Origin of the sequence: Pacificimonas aurantium, assembly GCF_020092905.1 — a bacterium.
Lineage (GTDB): Bacteria > Pseudomonadota > Alphaproteobacteria > Sphingomonadales > Sphingomonadaceae > Pacificimonas > Pacificimonas aurantium.
The window spans coordinates 195,076-219,628 of record NZ_JAGSGB010000001.1 but is presented as its reverse complement, the minus strand read 5'-3'; the positions used below and the strand labels follow the sequence as shown (position 1 = coordinate 219,628).

General features: G+C 65.7%; 25 protein-coding genes and 2 riboswitches. Of the genes, 14 read left to right on the top strand and 11 right to left on the bottom strand.

The features are described from left to right. Nucleotides 1–20 precede the first annotated feature (20 nt). From KCN53_RS01110 to petA, 5 genes are all read right to left on the bottom strand, one after another. Complete coding sequence (locus KCN53_RS01110) at nt 21–554, bottom strand: adenine phosphoribosyltransferase (RefSeq protein WP_088711843.1); 534 nt, start codon at nt 552–554, stop codon at nt 21–23. Continuing rightward, nucleotides 554–1,414, bottom strand: coding sequence for an S-methyl-5'-thioadenosine phosphorylase (gene mtnP / locus KCN53_RS01105; protein ID WP_088711844.1), 861 nt, complete (start codon nt 1,412–1,414; stop codon nt 554–556). The genes KCN53_RS01110 and mtnP overlap by 1 nt, the downstream gene beginning before the upstream one ends. 178 nt (nt 1,415–1,592) lie before the next feature. Continuing rightward, nucleotides 1,593–2,513 carry a cytochrome c1 gene (locus KCN53_RS01100; RefSeq protein WP_088711845.1) on the bottom strand — a complete coding sequence of 307 codons (921 nt, stop codon included), beginning with the start codon at nt 2,511–2,513 and terminating at the stop codon, nt 1,593–1,595. 11 nt (nt 2,514–2,524) lie between these two features. Further along, on the bottom strand, nt 2,525–3,841 hold the full coding sequence (locus KCN53_RS01095; RefSeq protein ID WP_088711846.1) for a cytochrome b: 1,317 nt from the start codon (nt 3,839–3,841) through the stop codon (nt 2,525–2,527). Further along, nucleotides 3,841–4,410: a ubiquinol-cytochrome c reductase iron-sulfur subunit gene (gene petA / locus KCN53_RS01090; RefSeq protein WP_088711847.1), complete on the bottom strand. Its 570-nt coding sequence runs from the start codon at nt 4,408–4,410 to the stop codon at nt 3,841–3,843. Before petA ends, KCN53_RS01095 begins: the two co-directional genes overlap by 1 nt. Before the next feature lie 189 nt (nt 4,411–4,599). Here petA and hemF point away from each other — a divergent pair, with 189 nt between their 5' ends. After that, on the top strand, nt 4,600–5,457 hold the full coding sequence (hemF, locus tag KCN53_RS01085; RefSeq protein WP_088711848.1) for an oxygen-dependent coproporphyrinogen oxidase: 858 nt from the start codon (nt 4,600–4,602) through the stop codon (nt 5,455–5,457). 20 nt (nt 5,458–5,477) lie between these two features. Here hemF and KCN53_RS01080 read toward each other — a convergent pair whose 3' ends face one another. Beyond that, a complete protein-coding gene (locus KCN53_RS01080) occupies nt 5,478–6,161 on the bottom strand; it encodes a hypothetical protein (protein WP_088711849.1) in 684 nt (227 codons plus the stop codon). An 84-nt stretch (nt 6,162–6,245) separates the two neighbouring features. Further along, nucleotides 6,246–6,353, top strand: a riboswitch (glycine riboswitch). Nucleotides 6,354–6,355: 2 nt separating this feature from the next. Beyond that, nucleotides 6,356–6,468, top strand: a riboswitch (glycine riboswitch). A 75-nt stretch (nt 6,469–6,543) separates the two neighbouring features. On the opposite strand from KCN53_RS01080, the gene gcvT reads away from it, so the two are divergent. The 6 genes from gcvT to KCN53_RS01050 all read left to right on the top strand — a co-directional run bounded on the left by gcvT (nt 6,544) and on the right by KCN53_RS01050 (nt 14,339). Continuing rightward, the gene (gcvT, locus tag KCN53_RS01075; protein ID WP_088711850.1) at nt 6,544–7,647 is read left to right on the top strand and encodes a glycine cleavage system aminomethyltransferase GcvT; all 1,104 of its coding nucleotides are present in this window, start codon (nt 6,544–6,546) and stop codon (nt 7,645–7,647) included. Nucleotides 7,648–7,665: 18 nt separating this feature from the next. After that, nucleotides 7,666–8,037, top strand: a complete 372-nt coding sequence (gene gcvH / locus KCN53_RS01070) for a glycine cleavage system protein GcvH (protein WP_088711851.1) — start codon at nt 7,666–7,668, stop codon at nt 8,035–8,037. Then, a complete protein-coding gene (locus tag KCN53_RS01065; protein WP_088711852.1) occupies nt 8,034–8,777 on the top strand; it encodes a class I SAM-dependent methyltransferase in 744 nt (247 codons plus the stop codon). Before gcvH ends, KCN53_RS01065 begins: the two co-directional genes overlap by 4 nt. A 13-nt stretch (nt 8,778–8,790) precedes the next feature. Beyond that, the gene (gcvPA, locus tag KCN53_RS01060; protein ID WP_088711853.1) at nt 8,791–10,158 is read left to right on the top strand and encodes an aminomethyl-transferring glycine dehydrogenase subunit GcvPA; all 1,368 of its coding nucleotides are present in this window, start codon (nt 8,791–8,793) and stop codon (nt 10,156–10,158) included. A 5-nt stretch (nt 10,159–10,163) separates the two neighbouring features. Further along, entirely contained in the window at nt 10,164–11,720 is a 1,557-nt protein-coding gene (gcvPB, locus tag KCN53_RS01055; protein WP_397333611.1) for an aminomethyl-transferring glycine dehydrogenase subunit GcvPB, read from the top strand. A 99-nt stretch (nt 11,721–11,819) separates the two neighbouring features. Beyond that, complete coding sequence (locus tag KCN53_RS01050; protein WP_172406188.1) at nt 11,820–14,339, top strand: bifunctional diguanylate cyclase/phosphodiesterase; 2,520 nt, start codon at nt 11,820–11,822, stop codon at nt 14,337–14,339. Here KCN53_RS01050 and KCN53_RS01045 read toward each other — a convergent pair. Then, complete coding sequence (locus KCN53_RS01045) at nt 14,336–15,433, bottom strand: PstS family phosphate ABC transporter substrate-binding protein (protein WP_088711856.1); 1,098 nt, start codon at nt 15,431–15,433, stop codon at nt 14,336–14,338. The genes KCN53_RS01050 and KCN53_RS01045 overlap by 4 nt on opposite strands. Nucleotides 15,434–15,519: 86 nt before the next feature. Next, entirely contained in the window at nt 15,520–16,962 is a 1,443-nt protein-coding gene (locus tag KCN53_RS01040) for a sigma-54-dependent transcriptional regulator (RefSeq protein ID WP_088711857.1), read from the bottom strand. Between the two features lie 142 nt (nt 16,963–17,104). Here KCN53_RS01040 and KCN53_RS01035 point away from each other — a divergent pair, with 142 nt between their 5' ends. From KCN53_RS01035 to KCN53_RS01005, 7 genes are all read left to right on the top strand, one after another. Further along, the gene (locus KCN53_RS01035; RefSeq protein WP_172406189.1) at nt 17,105–17,242 is read left to right on the top strand and encodes an aa3-type cytochrome c oxidase subunit IV; all 138 of its coding nucleotides are present in this window, start codon (nt 17,105–17,107) and stop codon (nt 17,240–17,242) included. Between the two features lie 10 nt (nt 17,243–17,252). Further along, on the top strand, nt 17,253–18,383 hold the full coding sequence (locus tag KCN53_RS01030) for a Re/Si-specific NAD(P)(+) transhydrogenase subunit alpha (protein ID WP_088711858.1): 1,131 nt from the start codon (nt 17,253–17,255) through the stop codon (nt 18,381–18,383). A gap of 2 nt (nt 18,384–18,385) precedes the next feature. Beyond that, nucleotides 18,386–18,778, top strand: coding sequence for a hypothetical protein (locus KCN53_RS01025; RefSeq protein ID WP_207790595.1), 393 nt, complete (start codon nt 18,386–18,388; stop codon nt 18,776–18,778). Further along, nucleotides 18,778–19,065: an NAD(P) transhydrogenase subunit alpha gene (locus KCN53_RS01020; RefSeq protein WP_088711859.1), complete on the top strand. Its 288-nt coding sequence runs from the start codon at nt 18,778–18,780 to the stop codon at nt 19,063–19,065. The genes KCN53_RS01025 and KCN53_RS01020 overlap by 1 nt, the downstream gene beginning before the upstream one ends. A 23-nt stretch (nt 19,066–19,088) precedes the next feature. After that, nucleotides 19,089–20,516 carry an NAD(P)(+) transhydrogenase (Re/Si-specific) subunit beta gene (locus KCN53_RS01015; protein ID WP_088711860.1) on the top strand — a complete coding sequence of 476 codons (1,428 nt, stop codon included), beginning with the start codon at nt 19,089–19,091 and terminating at the stop codon, nt 20,514–20,516. A gap of 77 nt (nt 20,517–20,593) precedes the next feature. After that, complete coding sequence (locus tag KCN53_RS01010) at nt 20,594–21,178, top strand: superoxide dismutase family protein (RefSeq protein WP_088711861.1); 585 nt, start codon at nt 20,594–20,596, stop codon at nt 21,176–21,178. Further along, nucleotides 21,171–21,635: a DUF4112 domain-containing protein gene (locus tag KCN53_RS01005; protein ID WP_224199279.1), complete on the top strand. Its 465-nt coding sequence runs from the start codon at nt 21,171–21,173 to the stop codon at nt 21,633–21,635. The genes KCN53_RS01010 and KCN53_RS01005 overlap by 8 nt, the downstream gene beginning before the upstream one ends. Here the strand turns inward: KCN53_RS01005 and KCN53_RS01000 are convergent. Genes KCN53_RS01000 through KCN53_RS00990 form a run of 3 tightly spaced genes read right to left on the bottom strand, consistent with a single transcriptional unit; the run spans nt 21,632 to nt 24,553 of the window. Continuing rightward, on the bottom strand, nt 21,632–22,381 hold the full coding sequence (locus KCN53_RS01000) for a ribonuclease T2 family protein (RefSeq protein WP_088711863.1): 750 nt from the start codon (nt 22,379–22,381) through the stop codon (nt 21,632–21,634). The genes KCN53_RS01005 and KCN53_RS01000 overlap by 4 nt on opposite strands. Continuing rightward, nucleotides 22,362–23,204, bottom strand: a complete 843-nt coding sequence (gene nadC, locus KCN53_RS00995; RefSeq protein ID WP_088711864.1) for a carboxylating nicotinate-nucleotide diphosphorylase — start codon at nt 23,202–23,204, stop codon at nt 22,362–22,364. Before nadC ends, KCN53_RS01000 begins: the two co-directional genes overlap by 20 nt. Next, nucleotides 23,201–24,553 carry a DUF2254 domain-containing protein gene (locus KCN53_RS00990; RefSeq protein WP_088711865.1) on the bottom strand — a complete coding sequence of 451 codons (1,353 nt, stop codon included), beginning with the start codon at nt 24,551–24,553 and terminating at the stop codon, nt 23,201–23,203. The genes nadC and KCN53_RS00990 overlap by 4 nt, the downstream gene beginning before the upstream one ends.

Below are 24,553 nucleotides of genomic sequence, written 5' to 3'. Positions count from 1 at the left end.
GGGCCGGTTGGCGTGGGGCGCTATTCGCCTTCGAAGGTGAGGAGGGCGTGGGTGTCGAGGCCGCTGTCGCGCAGGCGCTGGGCGCCGCCCAGGTCGGGCAAGTCGATGAGGAAGACCGCGCCGGCGACCTCCGCCCCCGCGTCTTCGATCAGGCGGCAGGAGGTCAGCGCGGTTCCCCCCGTGGCGATCAGATCGTCAACCAGCAGGACACGTGAACCCGCCGGGATCTGCCCGTCATGGATTTCCAGCCGGTCCTCGCCATATTCGAGCGCATAATCGCGGCCCATGGCGGGGCCGGGCAGCTTGCCGCCCTTGCGTACCATGAGGACGCCGGCGTCGATCTTGCCCGCAATGGCGCCGGCGAAGATGAACCCGCGCGCCTCGATTCCGGCGACAAGGTCGATATCCTGCGGCGCGATCGACGCCATGCGCTCCACCGCCTCCGCAAAGCCCGCCGCGTCGACGAGAAGCGAGGAGACGTCGCGAAAGCGGATGCCCGCCTTCGGGAAGTCGGGAATGGTGCGGATCAGCGACTTGAGATGCGCAAGACTCATCAGAGCACTCTCCCGGCGATCGAACGAAGCCGGTCCGCGGTCATCTGCGGCCAGAGCTCTTTCGGCGTGATGATGGCATGGTCGAGCGCGTGGTCGCAGCCTGCCTCGCAAGCCTCGCCGCTGGCCTTCCACGACCCGGCCAGCCGCATGACGATCCGGCGCGCATGGGCCACATTCTCGTGCATCACGGCAAGAATGTCGGTGACGGCCGCCCCGGCCGCGGCATCGCGCCAGCTATCCCAATCGGTCACCATGGCGAGGGTGGCGTAGCAAAGCTCGGCTTCACGCGCGAGCGCAGCCTCCGGCATGGCGGTCATGCCGATCACATCGAGGCCGGCCTGGCGATAGAGGCGGGATTCGGCCCGAGACGAGAAGGCGGGGCCCTCCATCGCGAGATAGGTTCCCCCATTCTGCACATCGACGCCTTCGCTCGCTGCCGCATCGGCGACCCGACCGCGCAGGCGTTTGCAGCTGGGGTCGGCAAGCGACACATGTGCCGCGATCCCGTCGCCGAAGAAGGTGCGCACGCGGTCGCGCGTCCGGTCGACATATTGGTCCACCAGCACGAATGCGCCCGGGGCCAGCTCTTCCCGAAAGGAACCGCAGGCGGCCACGGAGAGAATTTCGGTACAGCCGGCGAGTTTCAGCGCTGCGATATTGGCGCGGTAGTTGATCTCGTGCGGCAAGAGGCAGTGGCCGCGGCGGTGGCGCGGCAGGAACACGATCTCGGTTCCGTCGACTTCCGCGAAGAGGAGGTCGTCCGAGGGCTCTCCGAACGGAGTGGTTACCGGACGCCATTCGGCATGGCCGAGATCGTCGAGGTCGTAGAGGCCGCTGCCGCCGATGATACCGAGGGTCATAGGGGGTGCATCCCCAAAGAGGCGGCGCGATGCAAGCGGGAACGCCGTTCACCGCCGCCAAGACACGCATGCAGAACGCGCTTCGGTCCTGCCAATGAAAAAGGGGTGGCCGAGCCAGAGCTAGACCACCCCCTTGTTTCTCGTTCGACGACTGTGGCCCGAGAGCCGCGCAGCCCGGTCAGGCTTCGTGGTCGCCTTCACCCGGGGCGTCCGCGTGGATGCCCTTGTCGGCCCGGCCACCGCGCGTCCCGGGTCCGCCGACCTTCGAGGCCTTCACGTCCGCCCAGACGCGCTTGTAGGCGACGTAGGACAGGCTGGTGAACAGCAGCAGGAAGATCAGCACGCCGATACCTGCAGTCTTGCGCTCGACCATCTTCGGCTCGGCGGTCCAGTGCAGGAACGCCGCGACATCGGCCGCCATCTGCTCGGTCGTCGCTTCGGTGCCGTCGTCATAGGTGACGAGACCGTCCGAAAGCTGCGGCGGCATGGCGATCCACAGCGAGTGGAAATAGGGATTGTAGTGCAGGCTTTCCTGAACGCGGTCCTCTGGGAAGTCGGCCGGGACGGGCTGGTAGCCGGACATCAGAGAATAGATGTAGTTCGCACCGTCCGCGCGCGCCTTCGCCATCAACGAGAGGTCGGGCGGCGCCGCATTGTTGTTCGCCGCACGCGCCGCGATCTCGTTCGGATAGACGAGCGGGAACCGGTCGGCGGGAATGGCGGGCTCGGTAGTCGCCTCGCCGGTATCCGGATTGGTCGCCGCGACTTCCAGCGGCCACTCCTCGGCGATGACCTTCACCTCGGCCTCGCTGAAGCCGATGCCCTCCAGGTTGCGGAAGGAGACGTAGCGCAGCGAGTGACAGGCGGAGCAGACTTCGCGGAAGACCTTGAAGCCGCGCTGCAGCTGCTGGTTGTCGTAGCCGCCGAAGACGCCAAGGCCCAGCGGGCCGTCCCAGGACCAGCCGCCTTCCGGCGCGTGGGCATGGGCGTGGAATTCCTCGGTCGGATCCACCGGCACGTCCTCGCGCGGGGCGAGAGCGGCGAGGACCAGCACGAAGACGAAAACGGCGCCGGCGAGAATGCCTACAATGCGGACCATCGATACGTCCCTTATTCGGCGGGCTGCGGCGCTGCGGCCGTGCCCGTGTCCTTGATGCCGGCAGGTGCGCCGGTCGATTCCTTACCCTTCAGTACCGCTTCGGCGATCGAATTCGGCAGCGGTAGCGGCGTCTCGGACTTGGAGACGATCGGAAGGATGATGAGGAAGTGCGCGAAATAGTAGATCGAGGCGATCTGCGAGATGCGCACATAGGGCTCTTCCGCCGGCGCGCCGCCGCACCAGGCGAGGACGAGGACGTCGACAAGGAGGACCAGCGTCCACAGCTTCATCGTCGGCCGGTACTTCATCGACTTAACCGGGGACCGGTCGAGCCAGGGGAGGAAGAACATCAGGAGGATCGACGCGAACATCGCGATCACGCCCCACAGCTTCGCCGGCAGGATGAAGTCGACCGTGAAGGCGCGCAGGATCGCGTAGAACGGCCAGAAATACCACTCGGGTACGATGTGCGCCGGCGTCGAGAGCGCGTTTGCCTCGATATAGTTGTCCGGATGACCCAGCGCGTTCGGCATGAAGAATATGAAGATCGCTAAGATGATCAGGAACACGCCCAGACCGAAGGTGTCCTTCGCGGTGAAATAGGGGTGGAACGGAATGGTGTCCGCCGGTCCCTTCACTTCGACGCCCGTCGGATTGTTCGAGCCCGGAATGTGCAGCGACCAGATTTTCAGGATGGTCACGCCCGCGATCACGAACGGCAGCAGGAAGTGCAGCGAGAAGAAGCGGTTCAGCGTCGCATTGTCGACCGCAAACCCGCCCAGGAGGAAGGTCACGATCGTGTCGCCGACCACCGGAATGGCCGAGAACAGGTTGGTGATGACCGTCGCGCCCCAGAAGCTCATCTGACCCCAGGGCAGCACATAGCCCATGAAGGCGGTGGCCATCATCAGGAGGAAGATAACGAGGCCGAGCATCCAGACCAGCTCTCGCGGCGCCTTGTAGGAACCGTACCAGAGGCCGCGGGCGATATGGATGTAGACGACGATGAAGAAGAAGCTGGCGCCGTTGGCGTGCATGTAACGCAGCAACCAACCCCAGTTCACGTCGCGCATGATGTGCTCGACACTGGCGAAGGCGACGTCCGTATGCGCGGCATAGTGCATCGCAAGAACGATGCCGGTGGCGATCTGGATCACCAGGGCCACACCGGCGAGAACGCCGAAGTTCCAGAAATAATTGATGTTCTTCGGAACTTCATAACCGCCGCCGAGGCTGTTCCAGACAAGGCGGGGAACCGGAAGGCGTTCGTCGAACCACTTTCCGACACCGGTCTTCGGTTCGTAGGGTTTTGCCCAGGTAAACGACATTATCCGATCCTCACACTGGTGTCCGAGAGGAACTCATAGGCCGGGATCTCCAGGTTGGTCGGAGCCGGTCCCTTCCGGATGCGCCCGGCATTGTCATAGTGGGAGCCGTGACAGGGGCAGAAATAGCCGTTGTAATCGCCGCGCGGCTCGCCGTCGGCGATGCCCATGGGGATACAGCCGAGATGGGTGCAGACGCCGATCTGGATCAGCCATTGCCGGTGACCCTCCTGCGTGCGGTCGTCGAAGCTTTGCGGGTCGCGCAGGCTGGAAACGTCGGCCTGCTGCGCTTCCTGAACTTCGGCGGCGCGCATGTGCCGGATGAACACCGGCTTGCCGCGCCAGTTCACCTTGATGCCCTGACCCTCGGCGATCGGCGCGAGGTCGACTTCGACCGATGCCAGCGCCAGCACGTCCGCGGACGGGTTCATCTGGTCGAGAAACGGCCAGATCGCCGCCGCAGCGCCGATGCCGCCAAAGGCGGCGGTCGCAATGTAGATGAAGTCGCGGCGGCGGACGCCGTCCTCGGCGTGGGTCGCCGGCCGGTCCATGGCGTTGTCGGCAGTAGCCATCCCTGTTTCCTGCTTTTGGAGAACGAGCGCTGTCGCGGCGCGGCAGGCGCGGCACGGCGAGCCCGAACCCCAGTCCCGTGGTTCAAGATCGGGCGCCTGATAGCCGTTGGGGGCCTTGTCTTTCAATGGTCATTTTTGGCGCGGCGCGGCTTGCCGCGGGTTGCGGGCCATGGGTAAGCCGGTCCGGACATGACCGATGCCCTATCCAAAAAGGACCGCGCCGAAGCGTGGTTTGCCGCCTTGCGCGACCGAATTTGCGCAGAGTTCGAACGCCTTGAGGACGAAGCCGAGCATCTGCCGGGCGAGGCGGGCCGGTTCGAATATACCGCCTGGGACCGCGACGACCCGACGGGCGCGCCGGGCGGCGGCGGCGTGCGCGGCGCGATGACGGGCCGGCTGTTCGAGAAGGTCGGGGTGAATATTTCGCGGGTGGAAGGCGAGTTTCCCGCCGACTTCGCCGCCCAGATCCCGGGCGCCTCCGAAGACCCGCGCTTTTTCGCCACCGGGATCAGCCTGGTTGCCCACATGACGAGCCCTCACGTCCCGGCCGTCCATATGAATACGCGCTATCTGGCGACGACGCAGGACTGGTTCGGCGGCGGCGCCGACCTCAATCCGCCATTTCCCGTGGCGGAGGATACAGCCTCCTGGCTGGACGCGCTGGTCGGCTGCTGCGACCGGCACGACGTGGCGGACGGCAAGCGCTACAAGGAGTGGTGCGACGAATATTTCTACATTCCGCACAGGCAGCGGGCGCGCGGCGTCGGGGGCATTTTCTACGACAGGCTGAATTCCGGCGACTGGGAGGCGGACTTTGCCTTCACGCAGGATGTCGGCGAAACCTTTCTATCGGCCTATCCGCCCATCGTGCGGCGGAACATGCACCGTGAGTGGACCGAGGAGGAGCGGCTGGCGCAGCTACGCTATCGCGGGCTCTATGCCGAATTCAATCTGGTCTACGACCGGGGCACCACCTTCGGCCTGAAGACCGGCGGGAATGTCGATGCGATCCTGATGAGCCTGCCGCCGCTCGCCCGCTGGGACTGAGCGGCGCGCTGCGCCCCGTGTCAGGCGGCGACCGGCTCGGGCGCGCCCAACTGGACGTAGGCCGCAGCCTGAAAGACGGCCAGATAAAGCGAGAAGAGGCTCGCCACGAGCGCCGAGAGTAGCGACGTGACCAGCCCTTCGCCAGACGGGTCGAGCAGCGTGGTGACGATGCCGGCAATCAGGGCGACGAACATGAACGCCGCGACCAGAATCAGCCCCGCGAAAAAGAGCTTCCACCAGGCCCGCGGGGTCTGCGCCCAGGCGGTCCGAAACGCGTCGGCGAAGCGGCCCTGGTCCGCATAGGCCGGGAGCACGGTGAAGAGTCTGCCGATGAGATAGATGCCGGGCAGGACCAGCGCTGCCAGTCCGGCGGCGCTGATCGCGCCGAAGGCGAGGACGACGAGGATGCCAAGCGGCCAGAGCCGGGCAGCGCGGCGGATCGCGGCGCCCGCCGACCGGCCGGGCCACAGGAACAGCGCCATCACGCCAAGCTGGCCGAGGATCGACACCAGATTGACCGCCAGCGTTTCGGGCCTGCGCAGCTGGGCAAGCACCTCGCTCGCTTCGGTCGGCGCGGCGGTGAAATAATCGAGCAGCACATTCGGCAGGAATACGAACGCGGCGACGAGGAGGGCATAGTCGGCGGGCCGCGCGGCGATCGCCGCCTGGGTGGCTTCCCACGCCTTGCTTACCGAAAAGGACATTCGCGCTCCTGGAATTGCGGTAGTCCGATTGACTTTGAGCGCTGCGCCGCGCAAGGAATTTCCGTCGCCGGGCCGCAAGGTCCGGTGCCCGGAGCGGGAGATGCGGCCGGCCCTTTTCGCAAGGGGCGGACGCCGCCGAAGGAGCAAGCCTTCCCCGGAATCTCTCAGGCGCAAAGGGACCGCGCCGGGCATAGAAGCGGCAATCTGGAAAGTGTCCGGTCCGTGGTCTGGTCCGGTCCACCGAAGGGGTAAGGGCGAACCATGGCGTTCGCGCGAAACTCTCAGGTCCGATGACAGAGGGGAAGCGTTCGTTCAGAAGGGTCCGGAAAAGCCGGCCCGGCCGGACGATTCGTCTTCGCATTCCTCTGTCTGAAAGTCCCGCATGACCAAGACCGCCGATACGGCAAAACCGCTCCCGCTCGCAGACCTCCACCGCAAGCTCGGTGCGAAGATGGTGCCTTTCGCCGGCTATTCCATGCCGCTGCAATATGAGGGCATCGTCGCCGAGCATGAATGGGTCCGCGCGCATGCCGGCCTGTTCGACGTCAGCCATATGGGCCAGCTGGAAGTGCGGGGCCCCGATGCGGCCAAGGCATTGGAAGCCCTGATGCCGGGCGACTTCATCGGCTTGAAGGAAGGCCGGCTGCGCTATTCGCTGCTGCTGGACGACAATGGCGGGGTGATCGACGATTTGATGGTGACGCGCCGCGCCGACCATTTCTACCTGGTGGTGAATGCCGCCACGAAGAAGGCCGACCTTGCGCACATGACCCGGCGCCTGCCCGACGGCGTCAGCATCGAGGAACGCTCCGACCTGGCGCTCCTGGCGCTGCAGGGACCGGCGGCGGCCGACGTCATCACCCGTCTGGGCGGGGAAGTGTCGACCATGACCTTCATGCGCGGCAGCCCGATCCGCATCAAGGGCAGCGAAATCTGGATCAGCCGCTCGGGCTATACCGGCGAGGACGGGTTCGAGATTTCCGTGCCCGTCAAGAAGGCCGAGAAGCTGGCAAAGCTGATCCTCGACGACAAGGAGGTGAAGCCGATCGGCCTCGGCGCGCGCGATACGCTGCGCCTGGAAGCCGGCCTGCCGCTTTACGGCCAGGACCTGTCGCCCGTGTCGACGCCCGTGGAGGCGGGGATCACCTTCGCCATTTCCAAGCGGCGCAAGATGGAAGGCGGCTTTCCCGGCGACGAGCGCATTCGCCGCCAGATCGAGGACGGGGCGAAGGTCCGGCGCGTCGGACTGAAGCTGGAGGGCAAGCAGCCGGCACGCGAAGGTGCGGCGGTCTATTCCGGCGACGCCAAGACCGGCGTCGTCACGTCCGGCGGCTTTGCGCCCTCGGTCGGGGCGCCGATCGCGATGGCCTATGTGGCTGCCGCCGATGCCAAGGACGGCACCGAGCTGAAAATCGAGGTTCGCGGCAAGAAGCTGGCGGCGAAGGTCGTCCCGATGCCGTTCGTGCAACATCGCTACGTCAGGTAGGAAGGGAGGCCAGGCACCATGTCCATCTATTTCACGGAAAGCCATGAGTGGGTCCGCGTCGAGGGCGACAGCGCCACGGTCGGGATCACGCAATATGCCCAGGAACAGCTGGGCGACGTCGTCTTCGTCGAGCTGCCCGATAGCGGCAAGGACGTGAAGAAGGGCGACGAGATTGCCGTCGTCGAATCAGTGAAGGCCGCGAGCGAAGTCTACGCCCCCCTGTCGGGTAGCGTGACCGAAGCCAATTCGGCGCTGGACGACGACCCGGCACTGGTGAATTCGGCGCCGGAGACGGATGGCTGGTTCGTGAAGATGGTGTTGTCGGACAAGGGCGAACTGGACGGCCTGATGGACGAGGCCGCCTATAAGGACTTCGTGAAGAACCTGTGAGCGCCTTGCCGGGCCATAGCTGGGACGCTGCCGCCTATGCGCAGAACGCGGCCTTCGTGCCCGCGCTCGGCCAGGCCGTGCTCGACCTGTTGGCGCCCCGGCGCGGCGAACGCATCCTGGACCTTGGCTGCGGCGACGGCGTCCTGACCGAGCGGCTGCTCGACGCGGGTGCGGACGTGCTTGGCGTGGACGCCGACGGCGCGATGCTGGCCGCGGCGCGGCAGCGGGGCCTGGAGGTCCGGGAGGGCGACGGTCAGTCCCTCGGCTTCAAAGAGGAGTTCGACGCGGTCTTCTCGAACGCCGCGCTGCACTGGATGCCCGACCATGAGGCGGTGTTCGCAGGGGTCCATGAGGCTTTGAAACCGGGCGGCCGTTTCGTCGCGGAATGCGGCGGCCATGGCAATATCGCGGCCATGCGCACGGCCTTGCGCGCGGTGATGGCGCGGCGCGGCGTCGACGCCCCGGAAACGCAGAACTACGCCACGGTAGGTGCCACGGTGCGGCGTTTGGAGGCAGCGGGCTTTCAGGTCGAAAGCTGCGCCCTCATCTGTCGTCCGACCGCGCTTCCAGGCGGCATGGAGGACTGGTTCCTGACCTTCCGGCACGGGTTCCTGCCGCCAGAAGACGAAGACGAGATCGCGGCGGAGGCGTCGGCGCTGCTGGCGCCCTCGCTGCGCGACGACGAAGGCAACTGGACGGCGGACTATGTCCGTCTCCGCTTCAAGGCCATCAAGGCCTAAGGGACGATACGAGTTGAGATACCTCCCCCTTACCGACACCGACCGGCGGACCATGCTGGAAAGCATGGGCGCGGCGGATATCGACGACCTGTTTCGCGACGTGCCGGCAGCAGCGCGGCTCGACGGTCCGATCGGGGACCTGCCCGCCCATGCCAGCGAAATGGCGGTGGAACGCGACCTGGCGCGCATGGCGCGGCGCAACAAGACCGCCAGCGACACGCCCTTCTTCCTGGGCTGCGGCGCCTACAAGCATCACGTGCCCGCGACGGTCGACTATATCATCCAGCGCGGCGAATTCCTGACGAGCTATACGCCGTACCAGCCCGAAATCGCGCAGGGTACGCTGCAATATCTGTTCGAGTTCCAGTCGCAGGTGGCACGGCTGACCGGGATGGAGGTCGCCAATGCCTCCATGTATGACGGTTCGACGTCCTGCGTCGAAGCGATCTTCATGGCGCGGCGCGTGACGCGGCGGAAGAAGGCGGTGCTCTCGGGCGGACTGCATCCGCACTATGTCTCGGTCGCAAAGACGCTGACGCATTTCACCGACGACGAGCTGGACGTGATGGCGCCGAAGGTTCTGTCCGGTGCGCCCGGCGACGACCTCGACGATCTGCTGGCGCGGGTCGACGACGAGACGAGCTGCGTCGTCGTGCAGAATCCCAATCTGTTCGGCCATATCGCCGACCTTTCCGCGCTTGCAGAGCGGTGCCACGAGAAGGGCGCGCTGCTGATCGCGGTCGTGACGGAAGTGGTCTCGCTGGGGGCGATCAAGTCGCCTGGCGAGATGGGCGCCGACATTGTCGTGGGCGAGGGGCAGTCGATCGGCGGCGGCCTTAATTTCGGCGGGCCCTATCTGGGCCTGTTCGCCTGCAACCAGAAACATGTCCGGCAGATGCCCGGACGGCTGTGCGGCGAGACCGTCGATGCCGAGGGGCGGCGCGGCTATGTGCTGACGCTGTCGACCCGCGAGCAGCATATCCGCCGCGAGAAGGCGACGTCGAACATCTGTACCAATTCCGGCCTGATGGCGCTGGCCTTCACGGTGCATATGACCTTGCTGGGCGAAGAGGGCCTGCGCCGCCTGGCTGCCGTCAATCACAACCGCGCCGTCGAGGTGGCGGACCGGCTGGCCGCCATCGACGGCGTGACCGTATTGAACGACGCGTTTTTCAACGAATTCACCGTCCAGTTGGAGGGCGAGAGCCGCTCCCACCTGCGCCAGATGGCCGAGGCGGGTGTTCTCGGCGGCGTCTCACTCGGGCGACTCTACCCAGATGACGGGGCCATCGAGCGGTGCGCCGTCGTGGCGGTCACCGAAACCCAGACCGACGAGGATATCGGCGCGCTGATCGAGGCCTATGAAGGAGTGGCGGCATGAGCGGTATGAACCGGCAGGGCCGCGAGACCCGCGGCGATGCGCTGGCGGAGGCGCCCGAAACGATCAGTGGCAACCGCGCGCTGCAGCTTAACGAGCCGCTGAGCTTCGAGATCGGCAGCCGCACGAGGACCGGTGTCGACCTGCCCGAAGCAGAGCTGGAAACGTCGCGCCTGGGCGGCCTCGCCCGTACCGAACCGATGGACGTCCCGGGCCTCTCCGAGCCGGAGACGATGCGGCATTTCACGCGCCTGTCGCGCATGAACTACGCCATCGACATGGGACTGTTCCCGCTCGGCAGCTGCACCATGAAGCATAATCCGCGCCTGAATGAGAAGGCGGCGCGCATGAAGGGGTTCGCTGATATTCATCCATTGCAGCCGCAGGGGACGGTGCAGGGCGCGCTGCAGCTGATCGTCGAGCTTGCGGACTGGCTGAAGGCGCTGACGGGGATGCCCGAAGTCGCCATGTCGCCGAAAGCGGGCGCGCACGGCGAGCTATGCGGCATGCTTGCGATCCGTGCCGCACATGAGGCGAACGGCGACCCGCGAAAGACGGTGCTGGTTCCCGAGTCCGCCCACGGTACCAATCCCGCGACGGCCGCCTTCTGCGGCTATGACGTCGATTCGATTCCGGCGACGGCGGAAGGGCGGGTCGACCTGGAGGCGCTGAAGGGCAAGCTGGGGCCCCACGTGGCCGGCATCATGATCACGAACCCGAACACGTGCGGCCTGTTCGAGCGCGACATGATCGAGATCTGCAAGGCGGTCCACGAGGCTGGCGGCTATGTCTATTGCGACGGCGCGAACTTCAACGCGATCGTCGGCAAGGTGCGCCCCGGCGACCTCGGCATCGACGCCATGCACATCAACCTGCACAAGACCTTCTCGACGCCGCATGGCGGCGGCGGTCCCGGGTCCGGGCCGGTGGTCTTCTCCAGCCGGCTGGCGCCCTATGCGCCGCTGCCTTTCGTCAGGAAGGCGTCCGACGGGCAGTATGAGCTGATCGAGGAAGAGCAGGCCGCGAGCGGTTCGCACGGCGAGAGCTTTGGCCGCATGGTCGCCTTCCACGGGCAGATGGGCATGTTCGTACGCGCGCTTGCCTATATCAAATCGCACGGCGCGGACGGCCTGAAGCAGGTGGCGGAAGATGCCGTCCTCAACGCCAATTATATCCTGCGGCAACTGGAAGGCGTTCTCACCGCACCCTTCGCCGGTAGCGGTCCGTGCATGCACGAGGCGCTGTTCTCGGATGCGTGGATGAAGGGGTCCGGCCTGTCCACGCTCGACGTCGCGAAAGCGATGATCGACGAGGGCTATCACCCGATGACCATGTACTTCCCGCTGGTCGTGGATGGCGCGATGCTCGTCGAACCGACCGAGACGGAATCGAAGGCCGACCTCGACCAGTTCATCCATGTCCTGCGAGGTCTGGCGGCTGCGGTGAAGGACGGCGAGACCGAGCGGTTCAAGGGCGCACCCTTCTACGCTCCGCTGCGGCGGCTCGACGAGACGCAGGCGGCGCGGAAACCCCGTTTGACTCGGATGCACGACGAAGCGGCCTAGACCTGCTAAACGCTTGCCAAAGCAGAGCGCGGCGACAGCAGCGCCGCTCTCGAATTGACTGGCGCGGCGGAGCGCGTTCGCGCATAACATATGATAGTTATGGAAAAGCCCTTCGAACACGCCGCACGGGCTAGCTTCCGGCTGCTCGCGACGGCACCAGAAGAGCCCCTGTCGGCGATAACCCGCGTTGCCGCCACGCTTTTCGGAGTCGAAGGCGCGGTGATTCTGCTGCGCGGCGACGATGAGCTTATCCGCAAGGCGGCCATCGGCGAGGTCCCGGGCGACTTTCCGAAACCCTTTCCGGCCGTCGAACGGGTCATCGAAGACGGCCGGGTGTTGCAGAGCGGCGCCGAAGACCCGGTCCTCGGCGATCTCGTAACAGGTTTCTTCGCCGGCGGGCCGCTAAGCCACGGCCGGGAGACGACACTCGGAGCGCTGTGTCTCTTCGACCGGGCGGAAAGGCCTGCCCTCTCCAGCGATGAGCTTTCTCTCCTAAAAGGGCTTGCCGGGCTGGCGACGGAGATGCTGCTGGCGCTGGAAGACAGGGAAGCCGCACGCATTGCGGCCCTGATCAACGACACGGCATCCGATGCCGTCGTCCTGACCGATGACGAGGGATGTATCATCGGCTGGAATCCTGCCGCCGAGCATATGTTCGGATTTCCGGCCGAGGACATCATGGGCGAGCCCCTCCACCGGATCATTCCCGAGGCCGAGCAGGCGGATGCGGAGCTTTCGAGAGAGGAACTGGCCAAGCTTGCCGCCTCCTCCGCAGAGGGAGTCTGCGAGCTGAGAGGCATCCGGAAATCCGGAGAAGAGTTTCCCGTCGAGGCGTCGATCGCCAGCTGGCGGTCGCGCGAAGACCGACACCCGGTCGGATTTGCCCTGATCATGCGCGACACGTCCGAGCGCAAAAAACTGCTGGCCGATCGAAACCGGTCAAGACAGTTCCTCTCGATCATTTTCGAGAACGTTCCCTCCATGGTGTTCGTCAAGAACGCCCGGACCCGGCGCTTCGAATTCGTCAACCGCGGGGCCGAAGAGATGCTGGGCATCGGCCGCGATAAGATCGTCGGGCGTACCGACGCCGACCTGTTCGGCGTTCCGGGGTCCGCGGCCGTTCAGCAGGACGACCTCGTCGTCCGGACGGGCGAGCCCGTGGTGAGCGAGTTCGATTTCGAGAAGCCGGACGGCGACAAGCGCCGCATTCGGACGAAGCGGGTTCTGTTCCGCGATCTGGACGGCGCGGAATATATACTCGGGATTTCGGAGGACATCACGCTTCGCCACCGCGCGCAGGAGGAGCTTGCACGCAAGGGCATGCAGGACCCGCTGACGGGAATGCGCAACCGGATGGGTCTGCAAGAGGATTTCGATGCCATCGTCCGGCGCCCGGATTCGCATGCCGTTGCGATGGTTGCGATCAACCTGGACCGCTTCAAGAGCATAAACGAGCGCCATGGGGCCACGGTCGGCGACGATCTTCTCTGTCATGTCGCGAACCGGATTCTCGCGCTTCTGCCGCAGGGTTATCGTGCCGCCCGCACGGGTGGTGACGAGTTCGCCGTGCTGATCCGGGGGCGCTATGCCGAGCAGCGCGCGGAGCGGATCTCCGCGGCCATATTGCAGACGCTCGAGCGCCCGTTCGACCTTGGCGACGAGTCCGTGAGGCTGGGGGCGAGCCTGGGCATTGCCGTCAGCGAGAATGGCGACCGGCCGATGCAGCAATTGCTTGCCGATGCCGAGCACGCCGTGCGCCGCGCCAAGGGGGAGGGCGGCGGGCGCTTCTTCTTTTTCGACAAGCAGCTCGGCGCGGAAATCAGGCTTCTGCGGCAGCTGGAGGCGGACCTTCCCGCTGCAATCGAACACGACCAGATCGATATCTACTATCAGCCGGTCCTGAGGCTTTCGAACAACGAGGTGGCGGGGTTCGAAGCCCTGGCACGCTGGTGTCACCCGGCGCAGGGGCAGGTCAGCCCGGCGAAATTCATCAGTATCGCCGAGGAGACCGGCCTGATCGTCGAGCTGGGCGAGAAAGTGATGCGCAAGGGAATGCGCGAAGCCGCCTCCTGGCACAGCTCCACCTGGCTTTCGGTCAACCTGTCGCCGGTGCAGCTCGGCGAGGCGGGCTTTTGCGACCGTTTGAAGGAGGTGATGGCGTCCAGCGGGTTCGACCCCGGCTGCCTCGTCCTCGAAATTACGGAGAACACGCTGATCCGCGAATCCGCCGCCGAGGTTGCCCGAGAGCTGTTCCGGGAAATGCGGGATCTCGGCGTGCGCTTCGCGCTCGACGACTTCGGTACGGGCTATTCCTCGCTCAGCACGTTTCGCCGCTATCCCTTCGACAATATCAAGATCGACAAATCGTTCGTCCGCGACATGCTGACGAGCCCCGAGGCGCGCGCGATCGTACAGGCCGTGATCGGTCTGGGCCGGGGCCTGGGGCTGAAGGTCGTCGCCGAAGGGGTGGAGACGGAAGGTCAGCTCGAAGCGCTGCGGGACGATGGCTGCGAATATGCGCAAGGCTTCCTGATCGGCCGCCCGGCTCCGCGGTCAGCCTTCGGTGATTTGTCGCGTCCCTTCTTCCTGGGAGACCTGGCCAGCCGGGCCAACGGCTAGAGGTCGGTCTCTTCGAGGCGGCGGTTGCGCGCCTCCATCAGCGCATCGCGGCTCCAGACCGGAACGGGAACGAACCCGGTTTCGACAAGCAGGCCCTGATCGCCGGAGACTTCCTCGGCCAGGAAGGTATCGACGAAGACGCCGAGCGCCGGCTTTTCGGTAAACCGGTCGGCATTGACGTAGAGGTAGAGGCGCCGCGAGGCCGGATAGCCGCCCCCCATGATGGTCGCTTCGTTGGGAATGAACCGGTCGAGGGAAATCGGCTGCACGATTTCGGAATTGCTCTCGAGATAGCTGTAGCCCACCACGCCGATGGCATCAGGGTTCCCCGACACGGCTGCGACGATGGCGTTATCATCCTCGGCGCCCTCCGACACGGCATCGTCCGACCGGAGGGTGGTGCAGCGCTCTTCCGGAGCCTCTGCAAGACGAGGAATGTTGCGGCATCCCCTGAGCATGACGAGCTCCTCGAACTGCTGCCGCGTACCGCTGGTGGAGGGCGGGACGATGAACGAGATCGGCCGCTCGGGCAGGCCGGTCGAGATATCGCTCCAAAAGCTGGTCTCGTTCGGGCTGCCGTCCGCCGAAGTGGCGGCGAGCGCTTCGTAGATCTGCCGGGGCGTCAGGTCGAAGCGCTCATTCTCTTCCGCGTCGCCGGCCTGTTCGGCGCCCACCATGTCCTCCGGCGCGCTCGGCCGCGCTTCCACCAGGGCAATGCCATCGAGGCCGACGGTCAGCTCGCGGATATTGGTGACGCCGTTTTCGCGGCAGGTGCGAAATTCCTCCACCGTCATCCGGCGCGACGCATCGGCGATGTCGGGCGCGCCGGGCCCGCCGGCGCAAAAGGCTCCGATGCCCGCATTGGTCCCGGTGCTCGTGACTTCGGGTCGCCGTGCCCCGGGATAGGCGTCGGCAAAATACCCGGCGACGGCGCTTGTGAACGGGTAGACGGTCGAGGAGCCCGTGACTTCGACAGCCGGACCGGACACGTCCGCGTTCGGATCGCCGGGAATTGCCAGTTCGCCGGCCATCTCCTCATCTTCCGTGCCGCACGCGGCAAGCAGAACCAATAATCCCAACCCCAAGGCGCGCATGGCGTGCTCCCAATGCTTATTGCCTGCGCGCTACTTACACCGTTCTCGTGACAGAAATTTAAAGGGGCCGCTTTCTCCGCCGACGGTCAGCTGAGCTCGCTTTCGTCGAGGGCGTATTCGCCAAGCTTGCGGTAAAGGGTTGAGCGCCCGATGCCGAGCCGCCGGGCGACCTCGCTCATGCGGCCGCGATAGTGGATCAGGGCAAGCCGGATATGCTCCTTCTCGAGCGCCGCAAGCGAACGAACATGCCCGTCGGGGCCGATGGCGGCATGGCCGGGCCGGTCGCCCGCCTGGTCCGGCGTCTGTACGGCACCGGTATCGGCCAGCGGTGAATTGAGGAGGCCTTCATCGGCCAGACGGGCGATTTCGGGAAAGTCCTTTCGGCCGAGCGTATCGCCCTCGCACAGGACGCCCGCGCGAAAGACGGCATTCTGAAGCTGCCGCACATTCCCCGGCCAGTCGTAGGATGTTAGGACGTTCAGCGCTTCCTGATCCAGCTGCGAGGCCGGGATGTTCCCTTCCTCGTGCAGGCGTTCGGCGAAATGCCGGGCGAGCGGGGCGATATCGGCGCGGCGTTCCCGCAGCGGCGGTATGGTGATCGGCACCACGCCGAGGCGGTAGTAGAGGTCCTCGCGAAACCGGCCAGCGGCCACTTCCTCGCGCAGGTCGCGGTTGGTGGCTGCCACGATCCGCACGTCGACGGTCTTGTGCCCGCGCGCGCCGACGGGTTCGATCTGCCCCGTCTGCAGCGCGCGCAGAAGCTTGACCTGTGCATCGAGCGGCAGTTCGCCGATCTCGTCGAGGAACAGGGTACCGCCATCCGCTTCTTCGAACCGGCCGACATGTTTCGACGTCGCCCCGGTGAAGGCGCCCTTCTCATGCCCGAACAGGACGGATTCGACGAGGTTCGCGGGGATGGCGCCGCAGTTCACGATGACGAGCGGCTGGCCTGAACGGGGGCTGGCGGCGTGGATCGCGCCGGCGATGACCTCCTTGCCCGTCCCGCTCTCGCCCTCGACGAGGACCGGGACGTTCCGCTTGGCGGCCTTCGATGCGACCGACAGCGCCGACTGAAAGGCCGGGGCGCTGCCGACGATATTGTCGAAAGCAACGTCGAGCGGCAGCTTCTCACTCAGCGGCTGCAATTCGCCGGCGGCTTTTCCGCCTTCGAGCACGGCCTGGAGCGCGCCGACGATCTTGTCGGGCTTGGCAGGTTTGATGAGGAAGTCGGTCGCCCCCGCCTGCATCGCCTCCACGGCGATCTTCACGCTGGAGTGGGCAGTCAGCATGATGACCGGAAGGTCGCCATGCGACCGGCGCACCTCCGCGAGCATCTCAAGGCCGCTCATGTCGGGCATGGAATGGTCGAGGATGACGGCATCCACGGCGGGTCCGCCGCCTTGGACCATGTCGAGCGCGTCGAGGCCGCTTTCGGCCTCCGAAACCGTGTATCCGGCCTTTTCCGAAATGATCCGGACCAGCCTCCGCTGGCCGGGTTCGTCGTCGACGACAAGTACGTGACCCGACATAAACCTCCTTTGATAGGTCCCCTCTTGCCGCGGAAGAATTACCAGCAGGCAAACGGCAGCCGCTTCACAGGCTGCGACAAAACGGTATGAGGAGCACCACAAGTGCCTTATAGCACCCATGTATCAAAAAGGGACAGGCGGGATGAGTGTAAAAAAGCCTTACACCGACAAGGCCATGAAGGATCATGCGGACACCTATTTCGGGTTCAAGAACCTACTGAAATACGGAATTGGACTCGTCGTCGTCGTGCTGCTCGGTCTCGCGATCTTCGCAGCCTGAGGACATTCACATGAAAATCGCGGTTCTTGCCGAAGATGCGCCTGGCGAGGCGCGCGTCGCGGCCACGCCGGAAACGGTCAAGAAGTTCGCCGGCTGGGACGCCGAGGTCGCCGTCGAAGCGGGTGCCGGCGCGAAAGCGGGCGTCGCCGACGAACTGTACCGGGAAGCCGGTGCGACCGTTGCCCCGGACCGCGCCGCCGCCATCGCCGGCGCCGACGTCATCCTGGCGGTGCGTGCACCGGCAGCCGCGTCGCTGGCAGGCGCGAAGGACGGCGCGGTTCTCGCAGCCATCCTAAATCCGTTTCAGGCGCGCGAGACGCTGGATGCCTACGCACAGGCAGGGGTGACCGCGATCGCCATGGACTTCCTGCCGCGAATTACGCGCGCGCAGTCGATGGACGTGCTGTCGAGCCAGGCGAACCTGGCCGGATACAAGGCCGTCGTCGATGCTGCATCGGCCTATGGCCGCGCCTTTCCGATGATGATGACGGCGGCGGGCACCGTGTCCGCCGCGAAGGTCTTCATCATGGGCGTCGGCGTTGCCGGTCTGCAGGCCATAGCGACCGCAAGACGCCTCGGTGCGCAGGTCAGCGCCACCGACGTCCGCGCCGCCACCAAGGAACAGATCGAATCGCTGGGTGCAAAGGCCATCTTCGTCGAGGAGGTGGAGGGCATCGAGGGCGAGGGCACCGGCGGCTATGCCAGCGAAATGTCGGAGGAGTATCAGCAGGCACAGGCGAAGCTGGTATCCGAACATATCGCCAAGCAGGACATCGTGATCACGACCGCGCTGATTCCGGGGCGGCCGGCCCCGCGCCTAGTGTCGGATGCGCAGATTGCCTCGATGAAGCCCGGCGGCATCATCGTCGACCTGGCGGCGCCCCAGGGCGGCAATGTCGAGGGGATGCAGCCCGACCGGGTGGCGGAGGTGCACGGCGTACGCATCCTGGCGCCGACCAATATCAACTCGTCGCTGGCCGAGGTTTCGAGCCAGCTCTACGCCCGCAACATGTGGAATTTCTTCTCCGCCTTCTGGGACGAGGACGCAAAGGCGCTGGCGTGGCCGGACGACGACGAGATCGTCACCGGTGCGCGCGTGGTTCACGGCGGCGTGGTCGGCAATCCGCGGCTGGACGGCTAGTCGTGAGGGAAAGCCTAGTTGCGACCGGCATATGGCTGGCTGCGTTCGCCTCGGGCGCTAAGCCTGCAGCGGCGCAGGTTCCTGCCGCCGGGGCGGCGGATATGGCGGGAGACTGGACGGTGGACCTGCGGCCTTCCTTGGACGACGCAGCCTATTCGCAGCCCATGTCGCTTGCCGTCTCCGATGACCGGACGCTGAGCGGAGAATTTTACGGGAGCCCGATTCTCGCGGGGCGCGCAGGCACGAGCCAGGGCCGGACCTGCGCCGCGTTTCGGACGGAGGACGGGTCTGGCCCCTATCACCATTCGGCTTGCCTGGTGGAGGGCCGTTTGGTCGGACAAAGCTGGGGAGAAGGGCGGGGCTTCGTCCTCGCCTGGACTGCGGAGAGGGACTGATGGACTTTATTTCGATCCTGTCGATTTTCGTGCTGGCGTGTTTCGTCGGCTATTATGTCGTCTGGTCGGTTACGCCGGCGCTTCACACGCCCTTGATGGCGGTGACCAACGCGATTTCGTCGGTCATCATCGTGGGCGCCCTGATCGCCGCGGCCGCGGCGGGCGTGCCCGGCGCGAAATGGCTGGGCCTGATCGCGGTGACGCTGGCCAGCGTGAACATCTTCGGAGGCTTTGCCGTCACCGAACGCATGCTCGCCATGTACAAGAAAAAAGAGAAGAAAAAGTGATCGGCGCGGGGGGAACTCGGTAAATGGAACATGTTGCCACCACGCCCGCCTGGGCGATGATCGCCTATTTGGTCTCGGGCGTCTGCTTCATTCTTGCGCTGCGCGGCCTGTCGAGCCCCGAAACCAGCCGGGCGGGCAACCGCTACGGCATGGCCGGCATGGCCATTGCGGTCGTCACCACGCTGATCATGCAGGAACTGGCCGGGATCGTCGAAATCGCCATCGCGGTCGCGATCGGCGGTGCCATCGGCCTTGTCATCGCCCGCCGCATCGCCATGACGGCGATGCCGCAGCTGGTCGCCGCCTTTCACTCGCTGGTCGGTCTCGCCGCAGTGCTGGTTGCCATCGCGGCGTGGCTCAACCCGGGCGCGTTCGGCCTGCTGGATGCGGAGGGGCAGATCTTTGCGGTCAGCCGGATCGAGATGGCGCTGGGCGCCGCCATCGGTGCGGTCACCTTCTCTGGGTCTGTCATCGCCTTCGCGAAGCTGAACGGCAACATGTCCGGTGCCCCCATCCTGCTGCCCGCCCGCCATGTCATCAATTTCGGTGTCCTGGGGGCAATCATCGTCCTGATCGCGCTTTACGTGCTGTCGGGCGCGGGCGGTCCGGGCGAGGGGACGCTCGTCCCCATCATCGTGGCGCTCGCCTTTCTGGTCGGCTTCCTGCTGATCATTCCCATCGGCGGGGCCGACATGCCGGTCGTGGTGTCGATGCTGAACAGCTATTCGGGCTGGGCTGCGGCGGCGATGGGCTTCACCCTGTCGAACAGCGCCATGATCATCACGGGCGCGCTGGTCGGCTCGTCCGGCGCGATCCTCAGCTATATCATGTGCGCCGCCATGAACCGCAGCTTCATCAGCGTGATCGCGGGCGGGTTCGGTCAGGGCGATGCGGGCGGCGGCGACAAAGGGCCGGCCATCGACCGTCCCTACAAGAAGGGCAGCGCCGACGACGCCGCCTTCCTGCTGAAAAATGCCGAGAAGGTCATCATCGTGCCGGGCTACGGCATGGCGGTGGCCCAGGCGCAGCACGTGCTGCGCGAAATGGCGGAAGAGCTGGAGGAGCAGGGCGTCGACGTGCGCTATGCGATCCATCCGGTGGCAGGCCGCATGCCGGGCCATATGAACGTCCTCCTGGCCGAGGCGAACGTCCCCTATGACAAGGTGTTCGAGCTGGAGGACATCAATTCGGACTTCGGCCAGGCCGACGTCGCCTTCGTCATCGGCGCGAACGACGTCACCAACCCTGCCGCGAAGACCGACAAGACGTCGCCCATCTACGGGATGCCGGTCCTGGACGTCGAAAATGCGAAGACGACCTTGTTCATCAAGCGTTCGATGGGCGGCGCGGGCTATGCGGGCGTCGAGAACGAGCTATTCTTCCGCGACAACACGATGATGCTGCTGTCCGATGCCAAGAAGATGGTCGAGGAGATCGTGAAGGCGCTCTAGCTCGCCTTCATCCGGGCGGTGCGACGTATTGAACAAATCCCGGCCTTCCTCGTTCGGAAGGAAAAGGGAGATTTAAGATGAAAAGCGCTGGAATCCTTCTTGCGGCCGGAACGATGCTGGCCCTTGGGGCCTCGGTGACATCCTGCGCCTCGACCGGCTCGATGGACGAGGCCGCCGCGTCCGACGAGGAAAGCCTCGGAACGGTCACGGACCGCGCCTACGCCACCGCCGAGACGCCTGAAGGCGAAGCCGTTGCCCGCGCCGTGCTGGCCTGGGACGGCGACATGATCGAAGTGACGGCGCAGCTGCAGGACATGACGCCCGGCACCTATGCCGTGCATCTTCACGAAACAGGCGACTGTTCCGCGAGCGACTTCACGTCCGCAGGCGGCCACTGGAACCCGACGAACGAGGGCCATGGCTTCTCGGACGCCGAAGACGGCTTTCACAAGGGCGACCTGAAAAACGTCACGGTCGGCGCCGACGGCACCGGTTACAGCGTAACACTGGTCTCGGGCGTCAGCTGGGACGGCATGGCGAATTCGCTGTTCGACGAGGACGGCGCGGCGCTGATCGTCCATGCCCATGCCGACGACTATATGACCGACCCGGCCGGCGATGCGGGTCCGCGACGGGCCTGCGGCGTGTTGCAGCGTGGCTAAAGGCGCCCGCAGCTTCAGCGTCAATCAGGAGGCTCTCCAGGCTGCTCTCAGCGAGGTCGGCGAGGATGCACGCAGCCCCACTGCTGTGCGCCGCCGCCTCGAAGTCCTGGAAACCGTCCTGGAAAAATCCATCCGACTGCCTGCCCGGCTTCCCGTGGTCGGCGACCGGGTCGGTCTGGACGCGGTTCTGGGCTTCATTCCCGTGATCGGCGACATTATCGGCGGGCTGCTCGGCTCCTACCTGATCTGGGAAGCGCGCAACCTGGGCATGTCGAAGTTCCAGCTTGCCCGCATGGCGGCGAATACCGGTTTCGACACGGTAATCGGCTTCGTGCCTCTGGTCGGCGATGTGATCGATATCGGCTTCAAGTCGAACAGCCGGAACATGCGGATCATCCGTAAATATCTCGACAAGCATCATCCCGAAACGGGAATCATCGAGGCCGACCCGGTCTAGTTGCCGGTCTTACCCCCGCGCCAGATCGAGATACCTTCCTGCAGACTGTCGGCCGGTCCGTATTCCGCCGGTGCACAGGGCCTGGGCCGATAGTCGAGGTCCAGGCAGATGAAGACCTCTTCGAGCCATCCGCGCGCATTGATTTGAATGCCGACCGCCTGTTCGGGGAGCCCCTCATTCACCCGCGCGAAGGCGCGGCGCACGTCGGAAGGAACGAGCTCCGCGTCATAGCTGAGCCCGATCAGGTCCGGGCGCTCGAACCGCTGCCACAACATCGCCGCATCCCGGAAATAGCCCTCTGCCGTGTCCCACGCGCATGTGCCGTGGGCGGACCATTCGTGCTGAATGAGCCAGGCCGAGGGGGTCATGCAGAAATGCTCGCGGACAAGCTCCTCGGTCACCGGAGGGGCGAGCGCGCAGGCGCGCGGATGGGGGGCGGTCGTCGCCTGCGGCCAGAGCCCGTGCAAGATGAAGCCGAAGCGATTGTCGCCGCACTGCGAGGCATGTTCCGGGGCGTCGCCGCGAAAGCGGCAGAACTCCGGGGACCAGCTAAGCGCGAGCACATGCCCTGTGACAGGCGCATCCGGAATGCCGTCCGGCGGGGTCGGTTCGGTCGCCAGATCGAGGTTGGCGGGAATTGTACAGGCGGAGGAAGATGACAGGCCGGCTGGCGGCGCAGCCGCTTCGGGTTCGCAGCCCGCAAGCAGCCCGAGGATCAGGAGGCCGCTAGAGAGCCTGAAAATCAAGGCCTACATCCGCCGCGGGCGAAGACTGGATGATCCGCCCGACCGAAATGAAGTCGACGCCCGTTTCCGCGATCGCCCGGACCGTCTCGAGATTGACGCCGCCCGAGGCCTCCGTCGGTACGCGGCGTTCCACCAGCGCCAGAGCTTCGCGAAGCATGGCGGGGGGCATGTTGTCGAGCAGCAGGCGGTCTGCGCCAGCCTCGAGAGCGGGCCCGATCTGGTCGAGCCGGTCAACCTCCACCACGATATCCGTCAACCCTGCGGCCTTCGCCCGGCGTACCGCCTCGCCGACGGACCCGGCGACCGCGACGTGGTTGTCCTTGATCATTGGCTGCTCGCCGAGCGTCATCCTGTGGTTCGTGGCCCCGCCCGTGCGGACGGCGTATTTCTGAAGGACGCGCAGGCCCGGATGCGTCTTGCGCGTGTCGAGGATCACGGCGCCGGTCCCCTCGACTGCATCGACATAGCGGGAGGCCATCGTGGCGATCCCGCTGAGGTGCTGAACAGTGTTCAGCGCCGGACGCTCGGCTGTCAGCATCGCCCGGGCATTTCCTTCGATCCTCATCAGATCCGTGCCGGCCGCGACGCGCCGGCCATCCTCGACCAGAAGTTCGATGCCTGCATCCGGATCCAGATGGCGGAAGAAGGCAGCCGCGATATCGAGCCCGCACACGGTGATGGAATCGCGGCTGTCCATGACACCGGTGAAGCGCGCCGTGGCCGGGATCACGGCCTGCGACGTGATGTCCCCTGCCGCGCCGGCATCTTCGGCGAGCGTGGCGGCGACAAATGCGTCGAGGTCGAATTCGGTAATGTCGGTCATGCCCCGTCTTCCGGCGAGCGGTTGAACTTGTCGAGGGCCGCCGGCACGGCGCCGATCGCGAGGTCGAAAGAGCGGCGGGCCTTCTCGACCTGCGCGAGGTCCGCGCCCATCAGATGCAGCCGGGCGTCGAAGAGCAGATGGTCCGCCTCCTCGCGCACGAGCGACATGGCGCGAGCGTTGCTGCCGCCCTCGACGCCAACCGTGGCGAGAGCCTTCAGATAGGCCTCGGAGGCGAACACGGAGGAGGAGGCGTTCGCGCGGATGCGCCCGAACGTCTTGGCGAGATATTCGGCAAACCCCTCGGGCTCGGCATAGACACGAAAATCCCCGCTTTTCGTGCCGCGCCAGGGATGCGGGGCTTCGTTTCCGGCTAGCCGCCCGAGCGCCGCGCCTAGCCAGTCGAGGCATTCGGCGGCGGTCACGGGATCGTTGATCCCGGGAGACAGCGCCCGCAGCGCGATCTCGACAAGCTCGTCGGCAAGGAAGTCATTATCCTGCGAGGGTGTGCGCACCTTTGCCAGCGCGAACTGGTCGCGCATTTGCTGACGTTCCGCATCGGCGGGAGAGGGACCGTAAATGTCGGCCAATGCGCGGCCCTCCGGCACGAACTCGCCCGGCCGAACCCGCAGGCGTACATGGACATCGCACCTGCCGCCGATCGCTGCCAGCCGCGCGCCGTCGACGATCGAGAGGCGGCCCGAGGCGCCCGCAAGAAGCGGAGTGGATGTGCCGGTCCAAAGCGTTTCCGGGCGCGCGGGCGGCGCTGCCGGATAGCCGCAATTGGCCGGGAAGCGGGTGGCGATGTTACGCAGCAGGGTCTCGCCGATATTGGCGACCGCCTGGTTGATCCTGAGCGCGGCGGGCGCGTGGTGCAGGAAGTAGACGAGGGCGCCGACCGACAGCAGCGCGAGCAGCATCGCTCCGAGACCGGCAAGACCATGAACACGCTCTTCCCGGATCGCGGCATGGACGATGATGGCATAGACGAAGGTGGCGACGAAAACGCCGAGTGTCGTCTGGGTCGCGCGGTCGGCCAGGAAATTGGTGAGAAGGCGAGGGCCGTACTGGCTGGAGGCCGTAACCGACGCCGCAACGATGATCGAGAAGGCGACCGCCCCGGTGCTGATCGTCGCGCCCGCCATCATGGCGAGAAGCTCCCTCAGCGCGTCTGCGTCGGGGGCATCGGGCAGCCCGAGCGCGCCCGCCACCGCCGTTCCCCAGCTGTCCGGAGGCAGCAAGAGCAGCAGGGCGAGCAGGGCGGCCGCCACGCACATGAGCGCCGGAATGAAGCCGTAGCTGCTGCGAAGCTGGCCGGCCCAGTCCGTCAGCCGGGCCGCATATCGTTCCAC